Annotated in this window: 18 protein-coding genes; 12 read left to right on the top strand and 6 right to left on the bottom strand. The window is 64.9% G+C overall.

The annotated features are described in order from the left end of the window. Positions 1–23: 23 nt before the first annotated feature. Both HV766_RS26190 and ggt read right to left on the bottom strand, forming a co-directional pair. Entirely contained in the window at positions 24–1,535 is a 1,512-nt protein-coding gene (locus tag HV766_RS26190; RefSeq protein ID WP_175182115.1) for an ABC transporter substrate-binding protein, read from the bottom strand. 35 nt (positions 1,536–1,570) lie between these two features. Continuing rightward, positions 1,571–3,199 carry a gamma-glutamyltransferase gene (gene ggt, locus HV766_RS26185; RefSeq protein ID WP_175182114.1) on the bottom strand — a complete coding sequence of 543 codons (1,629 nt, stop codon included), beginning with the start codon at positions 3,197–3,199 and terminating at the stop codon, positions 1,571–1,573. A gap of 93 nt (positions 3,200–3,292) precedes the next feature. Between ggt and HV766_RS26180 the strand changes: the two genes are divergently transcribed. The 8 genes from HV766_RS26180 (at position 3,293) to HV766_RS26145 (ending at position 10,655) form a co-directional block, all read left to right on the top strand. Continuing rightward, positions 3,293–4,195 (top strand): LysR family transcriptional regulator, encoded by a 903-nt coding sequence (locus HV766_RS26180; protein ID WP_175182113.1) that lies wholly within the window; start codon positions 3,293–3,295, stop codon positions 4,193–4,195. A gap of 259 nt (positions 4,196–4,454) precedes the next feature. Next, entirely contained in the window at positions 4,455–5,228 is a 774-nt protein-coding gene (gene rfbF / locus HV766_RS26175; protein ID WP_175182112.1) for a glucose-1-phosphate cytidylyltransferase, read from the top strand. A gap of 20 nt (positions 5,229–5,248) precedes the next feature. After that, entirely contained in the window at positions 5,249–6,319 is a 1,071-nt protein-coding gene (gene rfbG / locus HV766_RS26170) for a CDP-glucose 4,6-dehydratase (protein WP_175182128.1), read from the top strand. Continuing rightward, a complete protein-coding gene (gene rfbC / locus HV766_RS26165; RefSeq protein WP_175182111.1) occupies positions 6,316–6,882 on the top strand; it encodes a dTDP-4-dehydrorhamnose 3,5-epimerase in 567 nt (188 codons plus the stop codon). The genes rfbG and rfbC overlap by 4 nt, the downstream gene beginning before the upstream one ends. Further along, complete coding sequence (locus tag HV766_RS26160) at positions 6,879–8,102, top strand: class I SAM-dependent methyltransferase (protein WP_175182110.1); 1,224 nt, start codon at positions 6,879–6,881, stop codon at positions 8,100–8,102. The genes rfbC and HV766_RS26160 overlap by 4 nt, the downstream gene beginning before the upstream one ends. Further along, positions 8,099–9,205, top strand: a complete 1,107-nt coding sequence (locus tag HV766_RS26155) for a DegT/DnrJ/EryC1/StrS family aminotransferase (RefSeq protein ID WP_175182109.1) — start codon at positions 8,099–8,101, stop codon at positions 9,203–9,205. The genes HV766_RS26160 and HV766_RS26155 overlap by 4 nt, the downstream gene beginning before the upstream one ends. Then, the gene (locus tag HV766_RS26150) at positions 9,202–9,867 is read left to right on the top strand and encodes an acetyltransferase (RefSeq protein WP_175182108.1); all 666 of its coding nucleotides are present in this window, start codon (positions 9,202–9,204) and stop codon (positions 9,865–9,867) included. Before HV766_RS26155 ends, HV766_RS26150 begins: the two co-directional genes overlap by 4 nt. An 11-nt stretch (positions 9,868–9,878) precedes the next feature. Next, complete coding sequence (locus HV766_RS26145; protein WP_175182107.1) at positions 9,879–10,655, top strand: cephalosporin hydroxylase family protein; 777 nt, start codon at positions 9,879–9,881, stop codon at positions 10,653–10,655. A gap of 138 nt (positions 10,656–10,793) precedes the next feature. On the opposite strand, the gene HV766_RS26140 is transcribed toward HV766_RS26145, so the two are convergent. The 4 genes from HV766_RS26140 to HV766_RS26125 all read right to left on the bottom strand — a co-directional run bounded on the left by HV766_RS26140 (position 10,794) and on the right by HV766_RS26125 (position 18,865). Continuing rightward, positions 10,794–14,213: an O-linked N-acetylglucosamine transferase family protein gene (locus HV766_RS26140; RefSeq protein ID WP_175182106.1), complete on the bottom strand. Its 3,420-nt coding sequence runs from the start codon at positions 14,211–14,213 to the stop codon at positions 10,794–10,796. A 237-nt stretch (positions 14,214–14,450) separates the two neighbouring features. Beyond that, the gene (locus HV766_RS26135; RefSeq protein ID WP_175182105.1) at positions 14,451–16,622 is read right to left on the bottom strand and encodes a phosphocholine-specific phospholipase C; all 2,172 of its coding nucleotides are present in this window, start codon (positions 16,620–16,622) and stop codon (positions 14,451–14,453) included. A 35-nt stretch (positions 16,623–16,657) separates the two neighbouring features. After that, positions 16,658–16,840 carry a hypothetical protein gene (locus tag HV766_RS26130; protein WP_054456602.1) on the bottom strand — a complete coding sequence of 61 codons (183 nt, stop codon included), beginning with the start codon at positions 16,838–16,840 and terminating at the stop codon, positions 16,658–16,660. 18 nt (positions 16,841–16,858) lie between these two features. After that, a complete protein-coding gene (locus HV766_RS26125; RefSeq protein WP_175182104.1) occupies positions 16,859–18,865 on the bottom strand; it encodes an alkaline phosphatase family protein in 2,007 nt (668 codons plus the stop codon). A 211-nt stretch (positions 18,866–19,076) separates the two neighbouring features. Here HV766_RS26125 and HV766_RS26120 point away from each other — a divergent pair, with 211 nt between their 5' ends. The 4 genes from HV766_RS26120 to gspI all read left to right on the top strand — a co-directional run bounded on the left by HV766_RS26120 (position 19,077) and on the right by gspI (position 20,921). After that, positions 19,077–19,511: a general secretion pathway protein GspC gene (locus tag HV766_RS26120; protein ID WP_125472210.1), complete on the top strand. Its 435-nt coding sequence runs from the start codon at positions 19,077–19,079 to the stop codon at positions 19,509–19,511. A 133-nt stretch (positions 19,512–19,644) separates the two neighbouring features. Further along, positions 19,645–20,073: a type II secretion system major pseudopilin GspG gene (gspG, locus tag HV766_RS26115; RefSeq protein ID WP_054456600.1), complete on the top strand. Its 429-nt coding sequence runs from the start codon at positions 19,645–19,647 to the stop codon at positions 20,071–20,073. Beyond that, on the top strand, positions 20,045–20,533 hold the full coding sequence (gene gspH / locus HV766_RS26110) for a type II secretion system minor pseudopilin GspH (protein WP_119449500.1): 489 nt from the start codon (positions 20,045–20,047) through the stop codon (positions 20,531–20,533). The genes gspG and gspH overlap by 29 nt, the downstream gene beginning before the upstream one ends. Further along, positions 20,520–20,921, top strand: a complete 402-nt coding sequence (gspI, locus tag HV766_RS26105; RefSeq protein ID WP_175163274.1) for a type II secretion system minor pseudopilin GspI — start codon at positions 20,520–20,522, stop codon at positions 20,919–20,921. Before gspH ends, gspI begins: the two co-directional genes overlap by 14 nt. The last annotated feature ends 2 nt before the right edge of the window (positions 20,922–20,923 follow it).

The following is a 20,923-nucleotide window of genomic DNA, read 5'->3' as shown; positions in this document are numbered from 1 at the left end:
GGCGCTTGACTGCCGCGCCGCGATCACTTCTGCGCGTAGGTCACGCCTTTCAGGCGGATCATGCCGTCAGGATAAGGCGTGAAGCCCTTGACCTTCTTGGCCATGGCGAAGGGCCAGGGCTGGTAGTAGTTATACACCCCGGGCAATTCGTCCTGGATGATGGTCTGGGCCTGGTCGTAGATAGCGCGGCGCTTGGCCTCGTCGGGCACGGTGCGGGCCTCGTTCAGCAGCTTGTCCACTTCCGGGTTGCAGTAGTGGCCATCGTTCAGCGCGCCCTTGCAGGTGACGAAGGCGTGGATGTTGCCGTCCGGATCGACCCGGCCCGACCAGCCCAGCATCACGACCTGGAAGTTGCCGCCGGCCGATTCCTTTTGCAGCGCGGCGTACTCGGTCGGGCGCAGCGACAGGTCGAAGCCCGCCTCGGACGCCATGGCCTGCACAATCTCGGCGATCGAGGACGTGGTGGTGTTGTTGCCGAACATGACCTCGGCCTTCACGCGGTCAAAGCCCGCCTGCTTGAGCAGCGCCTTGGCCTTGGCGACGTCGCGCTTGGTCGGCGGGAACTTGTCGCTGTGGTAGGGGCTGGCGGGCGGGAACGGCTGCTGCGCCGGATCGAAGATGCCGCCGCCGGCCACTTCGCTGATGGCGTTGCGGTCGATGGCGTACTGGAACGCCTGGCGCACCAGCTTGTTCTTGAACGGATTGTCCTCGGCGCGCTTGCCGTTGGCGACGTTGAACATGAACTGCTGGAAGCCCAGGCCGGCCACCGGCGCGAAGGTCAGGCTCGCGTCGCTCTTGACCTGCGGCACGTCGGAGGGATTCAGGCGCTCCAGCATGTCCAGGTCGCCCGCGCGCAGGTTGGACAGGCGCACGGTGGTGTCCGGGATCGGCAGGAAGGTCACGCGCTTGAAGGCGAAATCCTTGGCGTCGTAGTACTGGTCGAATTTCTCCAGCACGATGCGGTCGTTCTGGATGCGTTCGACGAACTTGTAGGGACCGGAACACACGGGCTTGCGGCCCACGGCGGCCACGTCGTCGCTGAAGGTCTTGGGCGACAGCATCATGCCGGCGCGGTCGGACAGCTGCGCCAGCAGGGTGGCGTCGGGCTTTTTCAGCGTCAGCACCAGCGTCGTGGCATCAGGCGCGTCGACCTTTTCGACCGAGGCCAGTTCGCCCTTGCGCAGGCTGTCCGGCAGGGACATGGCGCGTTCCAGGTTGGCCTTGGCCGCGGCGGCATCGAACTTGGAGCCGTCATGGAACAGCGCGTCCTCGCGCAGCTTGAAGGTCAGCACCTTGTTGTCGGGGCTGAACGACCACGAGGTGGCCAGTTGCGGCACGAAGTGCAGCTTGGGATCGATGTCGATCAGCTTGTCGCACAGCGAGGTGAAGACGATGCGGCCCACGTACGTGCGCGCCCGGTGCGGGTCCAGCACGTCCGGATCTTCCTGCAGGCCGATCCGGATGTTCTGGGCGGAAGCCGCGCCCGCGGCCAGCGCCAGCAGGCTGGCGCCGAAGGTCAAGGTCAAGCGTTTCATTATTTAGATTCCCCTTGTGGCTGCGCTATTGCGTATTAGAAGCCGACCGCCTGACCGTCGCGCCGGCTGTCGCTGGCGGCGACGTAGCCAAGCTCGTTGTCGTTTTCGGACATGCGCCAGATGAACTGGCCCGCGCCGAAATCCATGTACGGATCGTCGACCGACTTCAAAGCATGCCCGAGGTCTTTCAGGCCCGCAATGGTGGAAGCCTTCATATTGGTCTCGATGTCCAGCGTGAAATCGCGGTTGACCTTCCAGCGCGGCGCGCAGCAGGCGGCCTGCGGATTCTGGTGATAGTCCAGCATGCGCACCACGGTCTGCATGTGGCCTTGCGGCTGCATGTCGCCGCCCATCACGCCAAAGCTCATGACCGGCTTGCCGCCGCGGGTCAGGAAGCCCGGGATGATGGTGTGGAACGGACGCTTGCCGCCTTCGACCACGTTGGCCGACTTTGGATCCATCGAGAAGCCCACGCCGCGGTTCTGCATGCTGATGCCGGTGCCCGGCACCACCACGCCCGAGCCGAAGCCCATGTAGTTGGACTGGATGAACGAGATCATCATGCCGCTTTCATCGGCGGCGGTCAGGTAGATGGTGCCGCCGGCGTGCGGACGGCCCGCCTCGAAATGGGTGGCGCGGTCCAGGCGGATGAGCTTGGCGCGGCTGTCCAGGTAGGCGTCGGACAGCATCTGTTCCGGCGTCACCTGCATGGAACGCGGGTCCGCCACGTACTTGTACAGGTCCGCGAAAGCCAGCTTCATGGCTTCGATCTGGATGTGCTGCGACTGTACCGAATCGACGGGGATGTCGGCCATGTCGAAGCGTTCGACGATACCCAGCGCGATCAGCGCGGCAATGCCCTGCCCGTTCGGCGGGATCTCGTGCAGCTCGTAGCCGCGGTAGGACTTGGAAATGGGCTTGACCCATTCCGGGCGGTAGTTGCGCAGGTCTTCCAGGGTCATGGCGCCGCCGCATTCCTGGCTGAAGGCGGCAATGCGCTCGGCCAGTTCGCCTTCGTAGAAGTCGCGGCCCTTGGAAGCGGCAATGCGGCGCAGCGTGTTGGCGGCGTCCGGGAAGCGGAAGTGTTCGCCGACCTTGGGCGCGCGGCCCTCGGGCAGGAAGGCCTGGGCGTAGCCCGGTTGCGATTTGAGTTCTTCGGCGGCTGCGGCCCACTTGTGCGCCACCACCGGCGGCACGGCGTAGCCGCGCTCGGCGATCTCGATGGCGGGTTCGAACAATTGCTCGAACGGCAGCTTGCCCAGTTTTTCATGCAGCGCGGCCCAGCCGGCCACCACGCCCGGCACCGTCACGGCGTCCCAGCCGCGCTTGGGCTGGATCGCCAGGCCGTCGGCGCCCACGCCGTGCTTGCGCTTGAAGTATTCGGTGCTCCAGGCCGCGGGGGCCACGCCCGAGGAGTTCAGGCCGTGCAATTCCTTGCCGTCCCAGACGATGGCGAAACAGTCGCCGCCCAGGCCGCAGGACACGGGTTCGACCAGGACGATGGTGGCGGCCGCAGCGATGGCGGCGTCCACGGCATTGCCGCCCTTGAGCAGCATGCGCAACCCTGCCTGCGCCGCCAGCGGATGCGACGTGGACACCACGTTGCGGGCGAACAGCGGAATGCGGACGGAAGGATACGGGTTGCCCCAGTCGAAGGATTTCATGTGGCTAGTCTCATAACGGGTAAGCGGCCGAAGTTACTCCCGTGGTTTAATTAAATCAATTTGAAATTTTGTTCCGTCATAAAAGAGATTTTTGTGAGTACCATCCGTTTTCTGCGCACTTTCCTGGCGGTCGCGCACCACGGTTCCTTCTCCGAAGCGGCCGAACAGGTGGCGCTGACCCAGGCCGCGGTCAGCTTCCAGATGCGCTCCCTGGAAACGGAACTGGGCCGCGAACTCTTCGACCGCAGCGGACGGCTCGCCATCCTGAATGCCGCCGGCCGGGAATTACTGCCGGAAATCAAGCACTTGCTGGATCTTTACGACCGCATGCGCCTACCGCGCACCGTGCCCGGCGAGCTGGCCGGGTCGGTCGCCGTGGGCAGCATCGTGTCGTGCATGGGGACCCTGTCCAAGGTCGTGTCGGGCATGAAGAAGCAGCACCCCAAGCTGGACGTGCGCATCCTGTCGGGCAAGGCCAGCGAGCTGGCGGGCAAGGTCGAGGACGGCGAGCTGGACGCGGCCTTCCTGGTGGAGGCCGGGCGCAAGATGGCCAGCACCCGCTGGACCGCGCTATATGAAGAGCCGCTGGTCGTCATCGCCCCGCGCTCGGCGCCGGGCGAAGACGCGCGCCAGGTACTGGCGCAGAACCCCTTCCTGCGCTTTGACCGCACCCAGCGCACCGGCCTGCAAATAGACCGGCTGCTGCGCCGCCTGGCGGTGCCGCTGAACGAATACCTGGAACTCAACGCCATCGAGACCCTGGTCGAGCTGGTGCGCCAGGAGGTCGGCGTGACGCTGCTGCCGCTGATCAACGGCTCCAACTGGCAGCACAGCCCGGAACTGCGGATTCTCACCCTGCCCCAGGACCTGGGACCGATGGCGCGCGCCATCGGCATGCTGGAGCGGCGCGAGCATGCGCGCCAGGGCATCACGGCGGCGATCTGCGCAAGCTGCGCCGCGGCGTTCCGCGAACGCGACGGGCAGACTGCCGCCTGACCCCGCTGGACGGGGACTGCCAGCCAGTGTTGCTGGCCCAGGAACGCCAGGGGCCTGGCACCGATCGGGCCCGGGCTTCAGCAGGGAAACTCAAGGCTCCATGCGCTCCATCAACCTGGGTTTTCCACCCCTTTTTCCATAGATTGACTGGGGGTAGCTTTTCCTATACTGCATCACGAAATTTAGAGCCGTTTCCCGGCCCTTCCAGATGCCGCGCGATCTGAGAGCAGGACGGGATTCCTTCTTCAAAGGCATCGACGTGAAGGCAGTCATTTTGGCCGGGGGTCTGGGCACCCGGATCTCCGAAGAAACGCACCTGAAGCCCAAGCCCATGGTGGAAATAGGCGGCAAGCCCATCCTGTGGCACATCCTGAAGATGTATTCGCATCATGGCATTCACGACTTCGTGATCTGTTGCGGCTACAAGGGATATGTCATCAAGGAGTACTTCGCCAACTACTTCCTGCATATGTCGGACGTCACGTTCGACATGAGCACCAATCGCATGGAAGTTCACCAGCGGCACGCCGAACCTTGGCGGGTGACGCTGGTCGACACGGGCGAAAGCACCTTGACGGGCGGACGCCTGAAACGCGTGCGCGACTACGTCAAGGATGACGACGCTTTCTGCTTCACCTACGGAGACGGCCTGAGCGACGTGGACATCGGCGCGTCGATCCGCTTTCACCGCGAGGCCGGCCGCCTGGCGACGGTAACGGCGGTGCAGCCGCCGGGACGCTACGGCGCGCTCAAGCGCGAGGGCAATCAGGTGACGGGCTTCACCGAGAAACCCCGCGGCGACGGCGGCCTGATCAATGGCGGCTTTTTTGTGCTTTCGCCCGCCTGCCTGGATCGTATCGAGGGCGACCAGACCAGTTGGGAGGGCGAACCGCTGACTTCGCTTGCGCGCGACGGTCAATTGATGTCATTCGAACATGAGGGTTTCTGGCAACCCATGGACACCTTGCGGGAAAAGAACCTGCTGGAAGACCTGTGGGCGTCGGGTCAAGCGCCGTGGAAGGTCTGGGCGTGAAACAGCCGGACGACACTGTCCTGGCCAATCCCGATCCCGCCTTCTGGCAAGGCCGGCGGGTGCTGCTGACCGGACACACCGGTTTCAAGGGAAGCTGGCTCGCCCTATGGCTGCATCGCCTGGGCGCCCAGGTAACGGGTATCGCCCTGGCGCCGGCCGGCGAACCGAATCTGTACGAGCTGGCGCGGGTCGGCGATCTCTGCGACAGCCACTACATGGACATCCGCGATGCACACGGCTTGGCCGACCAGATCCGTCAATCCAGGCCCGAAATCGTTTTCCACCTGGCCGCGCAAGCGCTGGTGCGCACCGGATATGCGGATCCCCTGGGAACCTACGCCGCCAACGTCATGGGTACCGCGCATGTGCTCGACGCGCTACGCGGCCTGGACAGCGTAGCGGCCGCGGTCATGGTGACGACGGACAAGGTCTACCGCAACCTGGAACATGCCTATCCCTACCGCGAGGACGATGCGTTGGGCGGGCACGACCCCTACAGCGCCAGCAAGGCGGCCAGCGAACTGGTCATAGCCAGCTACCGCGACACCTGGCTTGCCCCCCAAGGCGTGGCCATGGCGTCGGCGCGCGCAGGCAATGTGATCGGCGGGGGCGATTGGGCGGCCGACAGGCTGATCCCCGATGCGGTCCGTTGCTGGCAATCAGGTCACCCCTTGCCGATACGCCGCCCCCAGGCCATCCGGCCCTGGCAACACGTATTGGAACCGGTAAGCGCCTATCTGCGCCTGGCTCAAGCCCTGCATGCCCGGTCGGCGCCCGCCGCCGCATACAACTTCGGCCCGCACACGCACGAGGCCGCCACGGTGCGGCAGGTCATCGCCCTGGCGCGGCAGGCCTACGGCCACGGCGACATCCAGTGGGGCGACGGCACCGAAGGGCCGCATGAGGCCGGCTGGCTGGCGTTGGAGATCGCCCGGGCGCGCGAAACGCTGAACGTGCACCCGCGCTGGGACCTGGAGACGTCGATCCGCAGAACCATGACTTGGTACCGCAACCAGCGCGCGGGTGCAGATGCCCGTGCGCTATGCGAGGTTGACATTCAGGCTTTCGAGGCGCTGGGAGCAGCGCCATGAGCCGTTTTGCGGTCACAGAAACCGGCATCGAGGGCTTGCATGTCATCGAGCGCCAGCGCCTAGGCGATGAACGAGGCTTCCTGTCACGGTTGTTCTGCGCCGAGGAACTGGCCGCGGCCGGCTGGCGCAAACCCATTGCGCAAATCAATCACACCTGGACCCGCATCAAAGGCACGGTGCGGGGCATGCATTTCCAACGCCCGCCGCACGCCGAGATGAAGCTCGTGAACTGCGTGCGCGGCGCGGTATGGGATGTGGCCCTGGACATGCGGGCCGGGTCGCCCACTTTCCTGCAATGGCACGCCGTCGAGCTATCGGCCGACAACGCCCGCGCCCTGCTGATTCCCGAGGGGTTCGCGCACGGCTTCCAGGCGCTGAGCGAGGACTGCGAACTGCTGTACCTACACTCCGCACCCTATGCCGCCCAGGCCGAAGGCGGCATATCGGCCACCGACCCGGCGCTCGCGATCGAATGGCCCCTGCCCCTCGCCCTGCAATCTGAACGCGATCGAGCGTTTCCCAGGCTGCCCGAGGACTTTACCGGATTGGACCTGAATCAATGAATTGCCGTCATTGCGGCGCCTTGCTGCGTCATGCATTCCTCAACCTGGGCTACGCTCCGCCCTCCAACGCCTACTTGAAAGCCGAGGATCTCACACAGCCCGAGACCTACTATCCGCTGAGCACCCGCGTCTGCGACCAGTGCTGGCTGGTGCAAACCGAGGATTACTCGCAGGCAGACGAACTGTTCGGCCCGGAATACGCCTACTTTTCCAGCACGTCCAGCGGATGGCTGGCCCATGCGCGCCAGTATGCGCAAGCCATGACCCGACGTCTCGGACTGCACACAGAGAGCTTCGTGATCGAGGTCGCATCCAACGATGGCTACCTGCTGAAGAATTTCGTCGCCGACGGCATTCCCTGCCTGGGCATCGAACCGACGGCCAGCACCGCGGCGGCGGCCGAAAGCATCGGCGTACCAGTGCTGCGCGAGTTCTTCGGCGAATCATTGGGCCGCCAATTGGCCAACGAGGGCCGTCAGGCCGACCTGATCGCGGGCAACAACGTCTACGCGCACGTGCCCGACATCAACGACTTCACGCGGGGCTTGGCCGCCGCCCTGAAGCCCGAAGGCACCATCACGCTCGAGTTCCCGCACCTGCTGCGCCTGATCCAGAACAACCAGTTCGACACCATCTATCACGAGCATTTCTCTTACCTTTCCGTGCATGCGGTGCGACGGATCTTCGAAGCCTGCGGGCTGCGCATCTACGACATCGAGGAGCTGCCCACGCACGGCGGCAGCGTGCGGATCTACGGCTGCCACGCCGCGGCGGCGCTCGAACAGCAGCCCGACGTCGAGCGCGTGCTGCGGCTGGAAAAGGAAGGAGGCCTGCTGGACCTGGCCACGTACCAGGCCTTTCAGGCGCGCGCCGACCGCGTCAAGGACGATCTGCTGGCCTTCCTGATCGAGCAAAAGCGTTTGGGCAAGACCATGGCGGCCTACGGCGCGGCAGCCAAGGGCAATACGCTGCTGAACTACGCCGGCGTCAAACCCGACCTGCTGCCATTCGTCTGCGATGCGGCGCCGGCCAAGCAAGGCATGTACCTGCCAGGCAGCCACATCCCCATACTTGCGCCGCAGGCGTTGGCCTCGCAGCGGCCGGACTATGTGTTGATCCTGCCGTGGAACATCGCGGCGGAGGTCAAGGAACAAAACCGGGGCCTTGCCGAGCAGGGAACGAAGTTCGTGGTGGCAGTGCCGAAACTGGAGATTGTGTGAAATCCCACATCTATTACACCAAGCCGTCAATTACCGATCTGGAAGTGCGCTACGCCACGGATGCGGCAGCCCATGGCTGGGGCGATCGTTGCTACGAATACATCGGGCGGTTCGAGCAGGCATTCCGGGAACACCTGGGCGTCGAGCATGCGATGGCCACCTCAAGCTGCACAGGCGCCCTGCACCTGGGGATGGCGGCGCTAGGCATCGGTCCGGGAGATGAGGTCATCCTGGCCGACACCAACTGGATCGCAACGGCCTCGCCAATTGTGCATTTGGGGGCCAAACCAGTCTTCGTCGATATCTTGCCCAGCACCTGGTGCATAGACCCGCGGGCGGTGGAAGCCGCCATCACCCCGCGAACCCGCGCCATCGTGGCTGTTCATTTGTATGGCAATCTCTGTGACATGGACGCGTTGCTGGAGATCGGCGAGCGCCACAACATCCCCGTGATCGAAGATGCCGCCGAAGCGATCGGGTCTGTCTATCATGGCAAGCGCGCCGGTTCCATGGGACGTTTTGCGTCGTTCTCGTTTCATGGCTCCAAGACCATGACCACGGGCGAAGGCGGCATGTTTGTCACTCAGGACGCCGATCTGTACGAACGGGTGCTGACCTTGAGCAATCATGGCCGCGCGCGGGGCGAGACGAAGCAATTCTGGCCGAATGAGGTCGGATACAAATACAAACTCTCCAACATCCAGGCGGCTCTCGGTTGCGCACAGATGGAACGCATCGACGAGCTGATCGCGCGCAAGCGCGAAATCCTGGCGGCCTACCGAAGCGGCTTGAGCGTGCTGGACGGCATATCGATGAACCCCGAACCCGCAGGCACGATCAATGGCGCATGGATGCCCACGGCGGTGTTCGACGAACGCACCGGGGTCAGCCGGGAAAGGCTGCAGGCCGCCCTGACCGCCGAGAACGTGGATGCGCGCGTGTTTTTCTGGCCGCTATCCAGCCTGGAAATGTTCACGCCGGTACCCAGCAACAGGCATGCGTGGTCCATCCCGGGACGCGCGATCAATTTGCCTAGTTACCACGACATGGACGCCACGCAGATTGCGCGGGTAATCGACGTGCTTCACCAGATGCTCCGATGAAGACCGACAACGGCTACCTGATATGGGGAAGCGCGGGCCACGCGCTCGTGCTGGCGGACTTGCTTTCCTTGAAAGGCGAACGCGTCATTGCCTTGTTTGACAACAATCCGGATGCTACTTCCGTGCTTGACGGCGTGCCGCTCTATCACGGCGCGCAAGCCCTGAAGAACTGGGTTCAAGCGCAGGACAGCCGTCGAGGTCGCCAGGCCGCCGTCGCCATCGGGGGTAGCCGGGGGGCGGACAGGCAGAGCATCTCGGATCTGTTGCGGGATCACGGCTTCACCTTGCCGCCCCTGATCCACCCAACCGCATACGTCACACCCTCGGCGCGAATTTCTGAGGGCTGCCAGCTTCTGGCAAACAGCATGATCGGATCTGCCGTGCGCGTGATGCGCGATTGCGTCATCAATAGTTCCGCAAACATCGATCACGAATGCCTGCTCTCCCCCGGCGTTCATGTCGCCCCGGGCGCGACGCTATGCGGCTGTGTCTCGGTCGGCGAAAACACCATGATCGGCGCCGGCGCCTGCATTCTTCCAAGAGTGAAAATCGGGGCCAATTGCATCATAGGTGCAGGCTCAGTGGTGTTAAGAGACGTTCCGGATTTTTCCGTTGTGGTCGGCAATCCGGCCAGAACTATCAAGTACACCAGCCATCAATAACTGGATTATCAATGGACGACTCAGCAATTTTCCGAGAATCACGCACCCATGAAATACAACAAATGGGAGAAGATTCGGATCTTGGAAGAAAAACATCCTCGTGGCTGCAAGCCGCAAATGGCCAGAAGTACTCCTACCATTTCGATTGGTTAGGTTTGCCGATCATTCAGTATCCGCAGGACATCGTCGCAATGCAGGAATTGGTCTGGGCGATCAAGCCAGATCTGATCATAGAGACGGGCATCGCAAGAGGCGGATCGCTGGTGTTCAGCGCATCCATGCTCGCCCTCCTGGACATGGCCGACGCCATCGAAAGCGGCACGACGATCGACCCCAGGCAATCAAAACGGAAAGTACTCGGGGTGGACATCGACATTCGCGACCATAACCGCGCCGCCATCGAGGCGCATCCCATGGCTACGCGCATACAGATGATCCAAGGGTCCAGTATCGCCCCTGAAACTGTCGCGCAAGTCCTTGCGGTCGCTGCGGGTTTTGAACGGATCCTGGTTTGCCTGGACAGCAACCATACGCATGAGCATGTTCTTGCAGAGTTGGAAGCGTATGCGCCTTTGACCAGCCCTGGCAGCTATTGCGTCGTATTCGATACCGTTATCGAAGACCTGCCCGCTTCCATGTTTCCAGATCGCCCCTGGAGCCCTGGAAACAACCCGAAGACGGCGGTATGGGAATACCTGAAGTCGCATGCCGAATTCGAAATCGACCGGACGATTCCCGACAAGCTGCAGATTACCGTGGCTCCTGACGGTTTCCTCAAGCGCCGCTAGGCAATTGCCGCAACGCCTGCCGACACCCGGACGAGCGCCAACTCAAGCAAGCTACTGAGTTGGCGCAGCAGAATGCGACGGCCGATGACGTCTTGAAGCGAAATCCGAACGCCGGCATTCAAGCAATGCCGACTTGCCTCAGGAGCCTGCGCGCTTTTCCGCCCAGACGGCAAACATTTCACGGTAGGCTGCTTCCAGCTTCTCGATGAAAGCGTTCTGATCCATGAGATCGCTCTCTGCAAATCGCGCCGGCAGCGTCCGGCGTATGTCAGCCAGCGCTTGCACATCAGAGGCCAGCGCCACGGCCTTTGCCACATAATCCGCGTCATCCGCGGCGATCCAATCCCTGTGGCCCAGGCTGTGCAGGGGCGAAGAGCCTATGCGTCCCACGCTGGGTCGATCCGCCATGGTGATATACGGAACCCCCGCGCACAGCATATCCAACAGGGTGGTGCCAGCGTTGTGCGGGAAGCAATCGAGCCCTATGTCGGCATGGCGTAACGAGTGCCAGGGAGGACTGGTGTAGCCCATCATCAGCCTATGCTCCGCAATGCCGTGTTCGGCGAACTTTGCCTGGATCGTCGCGCAGGTTTCCAGGTCGGCAAAATCCATGCTGTTGAGTACCAGCCGTGACCGAGGAACAGCGGCCAGAATCCGCGCCCAGCCGCGGATCACCCGTTCGTTGATGCGAATGACGCGCGAAAGACTGATAAAGGTAATGAAACCCTCCGCCGCCGCTGGCAGGGGGCCTGGCTCGGGAATATCGGCCCAATGCGGCTGGTAGACCGTCCAACTGCCCTGAAGGCGCCAGATCTTTTCGGCAAACAGCTGCTCCGAGCCCTGAGGGCAAAGCGCTTCGTTGCCCAGGAAATAATCGATGGCCGAGACGCCTGTGGTATAGCCATAGCCCAGCCAAGTCAGCGAAACCGGGGCAGGTTTGCGCGCGAAAACCCCAAGCCGGTGGCCGCCCGTGTGGCCAGACATGTCAACCAGGATATCGATGCCGTCGTCGCGAATGCGCTGGGCGGCCTGATCATCCTTCATTCCGTAGATGGAGACCCATTGATCGGCCATCTTGCGAAAGCGCGCGGTGGCGGAATCTTCCGCCCCCATGTTGGCATAGGCATAGACTTCAAAGGCCGACTTGTCGTAACGGGCAAAGATCGGCTCCAGGAACCGTGCGACCGCGTGATCCTTGAAATCCGCGGATACATAGCCAATCCTGAGCTTTCTTTTCAGGTTGCGCGAATTTCTGTGCGCTTTCCAGCTTGCGTAGACCGGTCGGCACAGTTCGTTTTCGAACGTCTGGTAGTCCTGGAAAATCTGCTCGGCGCTGCGGTCGGGATCGTAGTTCACAAAGAACAAGAGGTTGTGATAAACCGCTGCCCGGTAATCGCCTACCGCGTCGGCGCGGCTCAGCAGCTCGCGGCAAAGCGCGATGCCCTCGCGGATCTTGCCCTGGCGCGTGTAAACGGCGATCAGATTGACCTCCAATGGGCGAAATTCCGGATCAACAGCCACCCCATGGGTCAGATACTGCTCCGCCGCGGCAACGCGGGCCGAATGCAGACAAGCCAGCGCGACCGCATTGATCAGATACCCCGAGCCGGGCCGGCCATGCATTGCGAGCCGGCCTACGCGGATGGCCTCATCGTTATGGCCGGCCTGTGACAGCGCTATGGCGAGCAGCTCGCCATAGCGCGGATCCGCCCGAAAGCGGTCGCGCATCTGGCTGAGGACGCCGAGCGCTTCGTCATGCCGTCCCTGCCCCGAAAGGCCGCGCACCAACGCAATCCAGCCTTCGAGGCGAGCCGGCTGCTTCTCAACTTCGCGGCGGGCCAGCGGCTCCACCTGGCCGTAAGCCAGTTCCTCCAGGAGTTTTTGCAGATGATCGAGCCGTGCCTGGTCCTGCGGCGTGCTGAACCCAGAAGGAGCCTGCGGCGCAATATCGGCCAGGCAGGACTGGACATAAAGCGACCAGCAGGCGGACTTCCCGTGATGCACGTCGAGATTCCGTCCGAGCAGGTCCAGCCATGCAGTCTTCGAACCGGCCAACAGCCCTAATTTCCAGAGTTTGGACAGGACTCCGGCGTGCACGATTTCTTGGATGCTTGCCAAACCAGACAAGCTGTGATCGTCCTGTTTAGCGCTATCGAGGGTCTGGGCGAGGAATGCCTCCGCGTCGATCCGCCCTGCCTGGCCGGCCACGAACTCCCGCTCATGGTTCGTCAATCCGAGATCGACCGCAACGCCCCAGAAGTTCCACTGCGCCAGCGTTTCCGCCGGCCCCCCGCTGCCCTCAGCCTGGTCGCTGGTTGAAGACGGGCGCGTTTGCGCCAGCGAAGGCGCCAGATACAGGCGATCATCTTCCAACCCGTCGCAAGGACCGGCGCCCAGGCAGTACTGCAGCATGTCCGCGGCGAACAGCGGGCGCAGGAAGGACAGCACCTCGTCGCGGGGAAGCCCCGACGCATTCGACCATTGCTCAAGCGACAGGCTGCGCGGCCAATGGGCCGCCAACGTGTCGAACAGCCGGGCGTCGTTGGCGCCTGCGATGGTCCAGAAGCGTCCCTGCTCGTTCCGGTAAATCTGGCCCGCCTGCGCCAGCCGCCAATCACTGGGTTCGGAGTAGCCCGCCCAGCGCAGGTCGGCCAGGCGTTCCAGGTCGGGTTGAGTCCGGATGCCGGTGCCACGATCCGCGCGTGCCAGCAATGCGTGGCGCTGGGCGCGCCCGCTGGCGAAATCCAGGTACTGCAAGCGGGTGGCCTCGGCCTGACCGAGACCCAGCAAGCTGTTGGTGGCCCGCACGCCATCGCCCCAATGCCGCGCCACATCCAGCTGAGGACGGGCATCGCCCACGCAGGCCAGGCCAGCCTGCAGGGCGCGTTGCGCGAATTCCACGAAATAGCTGCCCGCGACAGTGGGGCTATTGAGGATGACGTCCAGATGGCCGCGCTGGATGTCGGCTTTCATGACGCCAGCGGCTTCGCGCAGCGCCGGCGCTAGCGGATTGGCGTTGGCCAGGCCATCTTCGAACAGGCTCAAGGCCGCAAGGGCCTGATCGCGCAGCGACTCGGGCGACGTGTCCGCGGAGATGTTGTGCAGATGCAGCAGGATCGCGTCGCGCACGATCTCGAATGTCTTGGCGCCGGGATAGACCGGATAGCCGATGCAAGCCAGGCCGGAGGGCGAGAGCAGGCTTTCGCAGGTCTGCAGCAGGTAGGTAGCCGCTTCGGCCGGAAGATAGCCGTACAGGCCCGGGACGAGGATGTAGTCGAACCGACCCAGGTTCCCGTCGATCTGGTCCAGGCTGGTAGACAGGTACTGCAGGTTGTCCGGCGTGGCCTGAGCCGTGGCGTGTTCGGACCCGCCGATGCTCACGACCAGGAATTGCGCCCGCGGGTACGCCAGGGCAAGCGGCGCCAACGCCGGCTCGGGTCCCATGCCGATGCACAGCACGCGCGCCTGATCTATTGCCGGGGCATCGATGCCATACAGATAGGCGGCTGCGCGCAGTCGATCCAGGCTGGGCAAGGTGGCAATAGGTGTCGTGGACATGATTCGTGCGTGATTGTGGGAATACGAGAATGCGCACGATGATACAGAGCGAACCACCGGGAGAAAGCGTTGAAAAGCGGCCCAAGATGGGTGTACGGCATGCAATCGAACGGCGGCGGACGAATTGCGTTTTCACCCGGCGACGCCGCAGCGCGCCAGGCTCGATGCCTGTAAAAGCACCGAGCCTGGCTGGCCAGGGCCGCTGGCGGCAAACCTCTCGATGGCCGTGAGGACGGCTTACAGCCCCATCGCCGGGTCCGTCACCGAGGCGCGACCGGTTTCCACGCGGCCGGCAAAGCGGCGCAGATAGGCCGGGTCTTCGGCCAGGCGCACGGTGAAGTCGTACCAGCCCTGGCTGCCTTCCAGCGCCCAGTGCTGTTCGACCTGGCCGCCCGCGGGCACCGTGAACTTCCAGCGCTCGTGGTTGGCGTAGTAGGCGTTGGGCGCGACTTCGAAGGTGCAGGGATTCTTGCCGCCATTGATGAAGCTGACGTAGACGTCGCCCTTGGCGATTTCGTAGCAGACGCGGATCTCCGGCGCCAGCGCCGACGTGCGGGCCAGGGCCAGGTCGCCCGCGAAATGGCGGTGGTAGCCGTTGGGACCCAGCACCCAGAGGTCGTACTTGCCGCCGTCGGCCGCCGTGTCCCAGTTGCCTTCCAGCTGCTTGTCCGGCTCCACCGTGTAGCGGCGCGGCAGGCGGTCCAGGTGCAGGCGGTCATAGACGTGGAACACCGCCGCCTGCTTGCCCGTGTTGGAAAACACCAGGCGCATGGCGCCCGTGTCCGGCTGGGCGCGGGCGCTGGTGTGCAGTTCGTAGGGCAAGGCGCGGGAATAGCGCACGCCCTGCTCCTGCACCGGCTTGGCCTGGGTGCTGGGATCGGGCAGCGGCACGGCCTTCAGCGCTTCCTGCGCGCTGCGCTCGCTGTCCGAACCCGCGCGGGTCAGCAGGTTCAGGTCGGGCAGCTTTTCGTTGTTGGGCGTGGCGAAGTTGAAGGCCGTAGTCAGGTCGCCCAGCACCGCGCGGCGCCAGGGGCTGATGTTGTCCTCGGCCACGCCGAAGCGGGCTTCCAGGAAGCGCAGCACCGAAGTGTGGTCGAATGCCTGCGAGTTGACCCAGCCGCCGCGGCTCCACGGCGACACCACGTACATGGGGACGCGCGGGCCCGGGCCGTAGACGCGGTCGTCGGCGGCGTCCTGGGCGGAGGCATGGGTATGGCGCTCCAGGTCGGTGTTGACGGTGGAGGCGCCGGCCATCGAGCCGTCCGGGTTCAGCGAGGGCGCGGCGGGCGGCGGCAGGTGGTCGAAATAGCCGTCGTTCTCGTCGAAGTTGATGAGCAGCACGGTCTTGCTCCAGACCTCGGGGTTGGCCGTCAGCGCGTCCAGCGTTTCCTGGATGTACCAGGCGCCCTGGATCGGGCTGGACGGGCCGGGGTGCTCGGAATACGTGGCGGGCGCCACGATCCACGACACCTGCGGCAGCGTGCCATTGACGGCGTCCTCGCGCAGCGCCTTCAGGAAGCCGCCGTCGGGCATGGTGTTGGCCGTGCCCTTGTACAGCGGGTTGGCGGCGTCCATGGACGGCGTCCAGGCCGGATAGGGCGCGCCGTTGGCGCTGTTGCCGGCCAGCTCGTTGGCGCGGCGGTATTGCTTGAAGCCGGCCAGCGGGTTGTCGCCGAAGTTTTCGGGCAGGTTCTGGTAGACCTTCCAGCTGACGCCGGCTTCCTGCAGGCGCTCGGGATAGGTCTTCCAGGTCCAGCCGGTGGACGAAGCGCCCAGGCTGTCCCACTGGTTGCGGGTCGAAGGGCCGTTGCCCAGGGCCAGCGGATCGTTGGTGCCGGTCCAGTGGAACAGGCGGTTGGTGTTGGTGCCGCCGTGGGTAGAACAGTGGTAGGCGTCGCACAGCGTGAAGGCTTCGGCCAGCGCGAACTGGAACTCCACCTCTTTCTTCTTGTAGTAGCCCATGGACTGGTTCTGCTTGTAGCGCGGCCAGTGGTCCATGCGGCCGCCGTCCCAGGCCATTTGCGCGTCCACGTAGTCGTGCGGCGTGCCGGCCACGCGCTGGGCGTTGCCCTGGCTGCTGTCCAGGTGATACGGCATCACCACGCGGGTGCCGTTGCTCTGCTCCCAGACCGAGCGCTTTTCAGGCAGCGGAATGGTGATGCGGTCGCCGAAGCCGCGCACGCCCTTGAAGGTGCCGAAGTACATATCGAAGGAGCGGTTTTCCTGCATCAGGATGACCACGTGCTCGACGTCGTTGATGGTGCCGGTGCGGTTGTTGGCGGGGATGGCCAGCGCGCGGCGGATCGCCGGCGGGAACATCGACAGCGCGGTCAGGCCTGCGGTCGAGGCGGCGGCGTTGCGCAGGAAGCGGCGCTTGCCGGCGTGGACCTGGTCTTTATCGAACGTCACGGATTCTATTCCTATGGATCTGGAGGGAGCGCCGCTCAAGGCGCGCAACGCAATTCGGGTTTGACGGGCTCGGGCTTCGGCGTTTCGGGCTGGCCGGTGCCGGGGTCCTTGCCACCGTCGTCGTCGCCGTCATCGCCGCCGCAGGCAGCCAGCGTGGCGCTCAGCATCAGCACCGCGCCCAGGCGCAGGAAACCGCGCAAGATCATGGACATGCTCATTTTTTTATCCTCGGTACATCAGGGAAACAGTTCGGAAACGGACTTGCCGGACAGGGCGAGCGACTTCACTTCAGCTTCGGTGAGCGCGCGCGACCAGTACGCCAGGTCGTCGAAATACATCGTGTAGGGACCCTTGGTGCCGGCGCAGCAGACGCCATAGGTGCCGCGTCCGTCTTCGTTCAGGCCCAGGTGCGGCCCGTAGACGCCAGCGATCTTGGTCAGGTCGACCGAGCCCGTGCCGATGGTGCGCTGCGAGAAGCCCAGTTCGCTGTCGTAGACGGAGGCCGTCAGGGTCTTGGCCGTCTTGTTCACGGTCATCGCAACGTAGACCGGCTTGTTCGGGGTGAACTTGACGTTGTTGATGTCGACACGCGAGCCGCCGCCAGCCAGGTTGAAATACAGCACCGGACCTGCCCACTGCGCGATGGTGATGCCAGGGTTGCCGCCGGAGTTGTAGTCCTTGTTGCCCAGGATGGACCGGTCGTTGGCGGTGCCGTCGGACTGGTACCAGAAGCCGATGGTGAAGGCCTGGGCCGCGTCCAGCATGCCTGCCGGATAGTCCAGCTTGAAGCCGCCCAGGGCCGCCGCGCTGCGGTCGTTCTTGAACATCTTGCCGAACACGCCCGTGTCGGCATAGGCCGGCGCCTGCGTGCCGTCGAACGGCGTGATGGCTCCGCCGCCCGCGGCGATGTCGGTCATATTGCCTTCGAACGGGAACAGCATCGTCAGGCCAGTGCGCAGCGAAGCCAGCAGCGGCAGCGGCTTGGTGTAGGCCACGGTGGTGCGCGCGGCGCTGACCGCGTTGCCGACCGCCGCGCTGTAGTTCAAGGTGTGCACGCCCTCGGTGTCGAACTTGAAGCCCTTGTCCACATACTCGGCGACCGTGCCGGCCACGCGTGCGATCTCCACGCCGTCGCGGCTGACCACGATGTCGCCGGCCGGCTCGCCCACGCGCACCCAGCTCAGCGTCACGCTCTTGTTGTCGGTCGAGGTGCGGGCCGCGGTGTGGCGCAGTGCCAGCTTGCCGGCAAGCGAGGTGCCCGCCATGTCGTACTTGGCGGCGGGCGGCAGAACCTTCAGGTGGTCCAGCACCGTCGGCGCCACATCAGCCGCGCTGGGCAGCGCGTACCAGTTGTTGTCCCACAGGCCGTCGAACGACGCGTCGTCGGCGCTGCCGCCCAGCAGCGCAGGCTGGTTGGCGGCCAACAGGATGGTCTTGTTCGAGGACATGGGACGGCCGTCGCTGGCGCCGGTCTTGCCCAGGCCGTGGCTGGAAGCCACGATCACCAGCCACTTCTCGCCGGGGTGCTCCGCCTTGCGGTCGGCGATCTGCTTGGTCAGCGCGCCGATGGCGGCGTCGGCCTGCCGGATCGCGCTGTCATAGGCCGAGCCGAAGCCGTTCTCCGAGGCAATCCGTTCCGGCGCGCCGAACTGCGCCACCACCACGTCATAGCCTTCGGTGATGCGGTCGCGCGCCTGGGCGGCGACGCAATCGTCCGCGCCGGCGCAGTCGGTCAGCGACTGCAGATAGCCCGCGTCGCGCTGGCCGGCGATAAGGCCGGCCACCACGGTCGAATTGAAGGCGGCGGCGGTGCGCGCTTCGGGGCGCGCCTGCTTGATGCGCTGGAACAGGGTCGGCGATTGCAGCGTTTCGCCCTGCACGCTGTAGCGCACGCCGTGCTGGTCGGCCCATTGCCCGGTCAGCAGCGTCGCCCAGCCCGGCGCCAGCAACGTGGGCTGCTGCGTGGGCGCGTCCGTCACGCCGCCGGTCCAGGCGCGCGTGGCGTTGAGCTGCGCGAGGTTCGGCAAGGCCTTGTCGGCCACGCCGCGGCGCATCGCGTCATAGGTCAGGCCGTCGACGCCGATGAACAGCACCTTGTCGGCGGGCGTCGAGTCCGGCTGGGTCACAGGCGGCTGGGTCGGCGGCGCTTCGGTGTCGTCGTCATCGTCGCTGCCGCCGCAGCCCGCCAGGGCACTGGTCGCCAGCAGGGCCGCGCACCATCTTCTCCAATTCAATGCTTGCATGCTTCTCTTCTCTAGTCATGAACAGGGTTTTATGCAGGGCCACATGATGGCCAGCCAAGGTGAAAGCCCCGTGAAGCAAAGAAGAGAAACCTTGATCGACGGATCAGGATTCTTTTGCGCGCAACCATGGCGCAGGCGCCGCGCATCGCGGGCTTGTCATGTGCGGCGGCTATAGTCGGCGCGGTCTCAACCCGCCACGCACGTTCAATCCATGCCCCTGTTCCTGCGCCCGACCCTGCCCGCCGCATTCCGCATACTCGCCGTGCTGGCCCTGGCCGCCGGCCTGGGCGTATGGGCGTCGATCCTGCTTGCGCCCAAGGCTGGCGCCCTGCCTCCCGCGGTGTCGGCGCAAGCGCCGCGCGCTGCCGACAACACGCCCGTGGCGTTGTGGTTCGGCAAGGACGAGGCCATGCGCACACAGATCACCGTGCTGGGCGTGATCGCCGCAGGCGCCGATGGCGCCGCCGTGCTCAGCATCGACGGCGGCCCGCCGCTGGCCTGGCGCGCGGGCGGCGAAGTGGCCCCCGGCATCGTGCTGCGCGAAGTCGCCGCGGACGCGGTGACGGTGGAGCAGGCTGGGCGCGCCAGCCGCCTGCCGGCCCCGGCCGCCCTGCCCGCTCCCGCCGGCATATCGCGCGAAAAGTGAGCCGCACCGCAGGCGCTGCGACGCGCGCCCCGGGCGCAGACCGGACCTGCCCGCATTTGGCCGCGCCGTCACTATTGCTGTCATATTTCATGTCCACAATCCTCCGCTCCTACTGAAAGACCGGAGTCATCAAGTGCGTCAGTTACCGCGCGGGCTTGCCCGCCAGCAAGGTTTCACCCTCATCGAGATCATGGTGGTGATTGTGATCATGGGGATACTTGCGGCGCTGATCGTCCCCCGCGTGCTGGATCGTCCCGACCAGGCCCGCCAGGTCGCCGCGCGCCAGGACATCGCCGGCATCATGCAGGCGTTGAAGCTGTACCGCCTGGACAATGGCCGCTACCCCAGCACTGCGCAGGGCTTGCGCGCGCTGGTGCAGAAGCCCGAAGGCGTGAACAACTGGCGCGGGTACCTGGACAAGCTGCCCAACGATCCCTGGGGCCATCCCTACCAATACCTGAGCCCTGGCGTCAAAGGCGATATCGACGTGTTCTCGTTCGGCGCCGACAACAAGCCCGGCGGAGAGAGCGGCGATGCCGACATCGGCTCCTGGGAACTCTGAACGCGGCTTCACGCTGGTCGAAGTCCTGGTGGTGCTGGTGATCGTGGCGATCGCGGCCAGCATGGTGAGCCTGTCCGTGGGCCGCGGCGAGAACCGCTTGCGCGGCGACGCCCTGCGCCTGGCCGACGCCTTCACCGTGGCCCAGAGCGAGGCCCGCAGCGACGGCCGTCCCATCCGCTGGCTCGCCAACGGCCAGGGCTGGTCGTTCGAACGCCAGGGGCGGCTGCCAGGCCCGAACGCCGAGGACGACAGGCCGCTGCCGCCGGACCGGCTGGAGCGCGACGAGGTGCTGCGCCCGCAATCCTGGTCGGCGGCGCCGGTGGCGCTACGGCTCGATCCGGACCGGCCGCTGGTGTTCAACACGGAATGGGTCGCCGCGCCGGTCACGCTGACGCTGAGCGCGGGCGATGCCCGCGTCACCTTGCAGCGCGACGCCGCGGGCCGCTATGAAATTCAATGAACCGCCCCGCCCGCCCGATCGGCAGCGCGGGTTCACGCTGATCGAAGTGCTGGTAGCCCTGGCCATCATCGCCGTCGCCATGGGCGCCGCCCTGCGCGCGACCGGCGTCATGGCGGAAAACAACCGCGCCCTGCAGGACAAGACGCTGGCGCTGCTGGCTGCGCAGAACGCGCTGGCCCAGTTGCGGCTGGAACAAGCGCTGCCGCGCGCAGGCACGCGCAGCGCGCCCTGTGCTCAGGGCGGCCGGGCTTTGCAGTGCGAAATGGAGTTTACGAATTCGATGAACCGCAGCTTCCGCCAGGTGTCGATCAGGGTGCGCGACGCCGGCGCCGCGCAGGCGGACGCCGTACTGCTGCAGCTGGATGGCCTCTTGTCCAGCCTGAGATAGCC

It is taken from the genome of Achromobacter aegrifaciens, assembly GCF_902859735.1.
Classification (GTDB): domain Bacteria; phylum Pseudomonadota; class Gammaproteobacteria; order Burkholderiales; family Burkholderiaceae_B; genus Achromobacter; species Achromobacter aegrifaciens.
This window is presented reverse-complemented; position numbering and strand designations above follow the sequence as displayed.

Bases quoted from the DNA above. Each gene is read 5' to 3' on its own strand.
- HV766_RS26190 (WP_175182115.1), bottom strand. From the start codon at position 1,535: ATGAAACGCTTGACCTTGACCTTCGGCGCCAGCCTGCTGGCGCTGGCC.
- ggt (WP_175182114.1), bottom strand. From the start codon at position 3,199: ATGAAATCCTTCGACTGGGGCAACCCGTATCCTTCCGTCCGCATTCCG.
- rfbC (WP_175182111.1), top strand. From the start codon at position 6,316: ATGAGCCGTTTTGCGGTCACAGAAACCGGCATCGAGGGCTTGCATGTC.
- HV766_RS26160 (WP_175182110.1), top strand. From the start codon at position 6,879: ATGAATTGCCGTCATTGCGGCGCCTTGCTGCGTCATGCATTCCTCAAC.
- HV766_RS26150 (WP_175182108.1), top strand. From the start codon at position 9,202: ATGAAGACCGACAACGGCTACCTGATATGGGGAAGCGCGGGCCACGCG.
- HV766_RS26145 (WP_175182107.1), top strand. From the start codon at position 9,879: ATGGACGACTCAGCAATTTTCCGAGAATCACGCACCCATGAAATACAA.
- HV766_RS26140 (WP_175182106.1), bottom strand. From the start codon at position 14,213: ATGTCCACGACACCTATTGCCACCTTGCCCAGCCTGGATCGACTGCGC.
- HV766_RS26130 (WP_054456602.1), bottom strand. From the start codon at position 16,840: ATGAGCATGTCCATGATCTTGCGCGGTTTCCTGCGCCTGGGCGCGGTG.
- HV766_RS26125 (WP_175182104.1), bottom strand. From the start codon at position 18,865: ATGCAAGCATTGAATTGGAGAAGATGGTGCGCGGCCCTGCTGGCGACC.
- HV766_RS26120 (WP_125472210.1), top strand. From the start codon at position 19,077: ATGCCCCTGTTCCTGCGCCCGACCCTGCCCGCCGCATTCCGCATACTC.
- gspH (WP_119449500.1), top strand. From the start codon at position 20,045: ATGCCGACATCGGCTCCTGGGAACTCTGAACGCGGCTTCACGCTGGTC.
- gspI (WP_175163274.1), top strand. From the start codon at position 20,520: ATGAAATTCAATGAACCGCCCCGCCCGCCCGATCGGCAGCGCGGGTTC.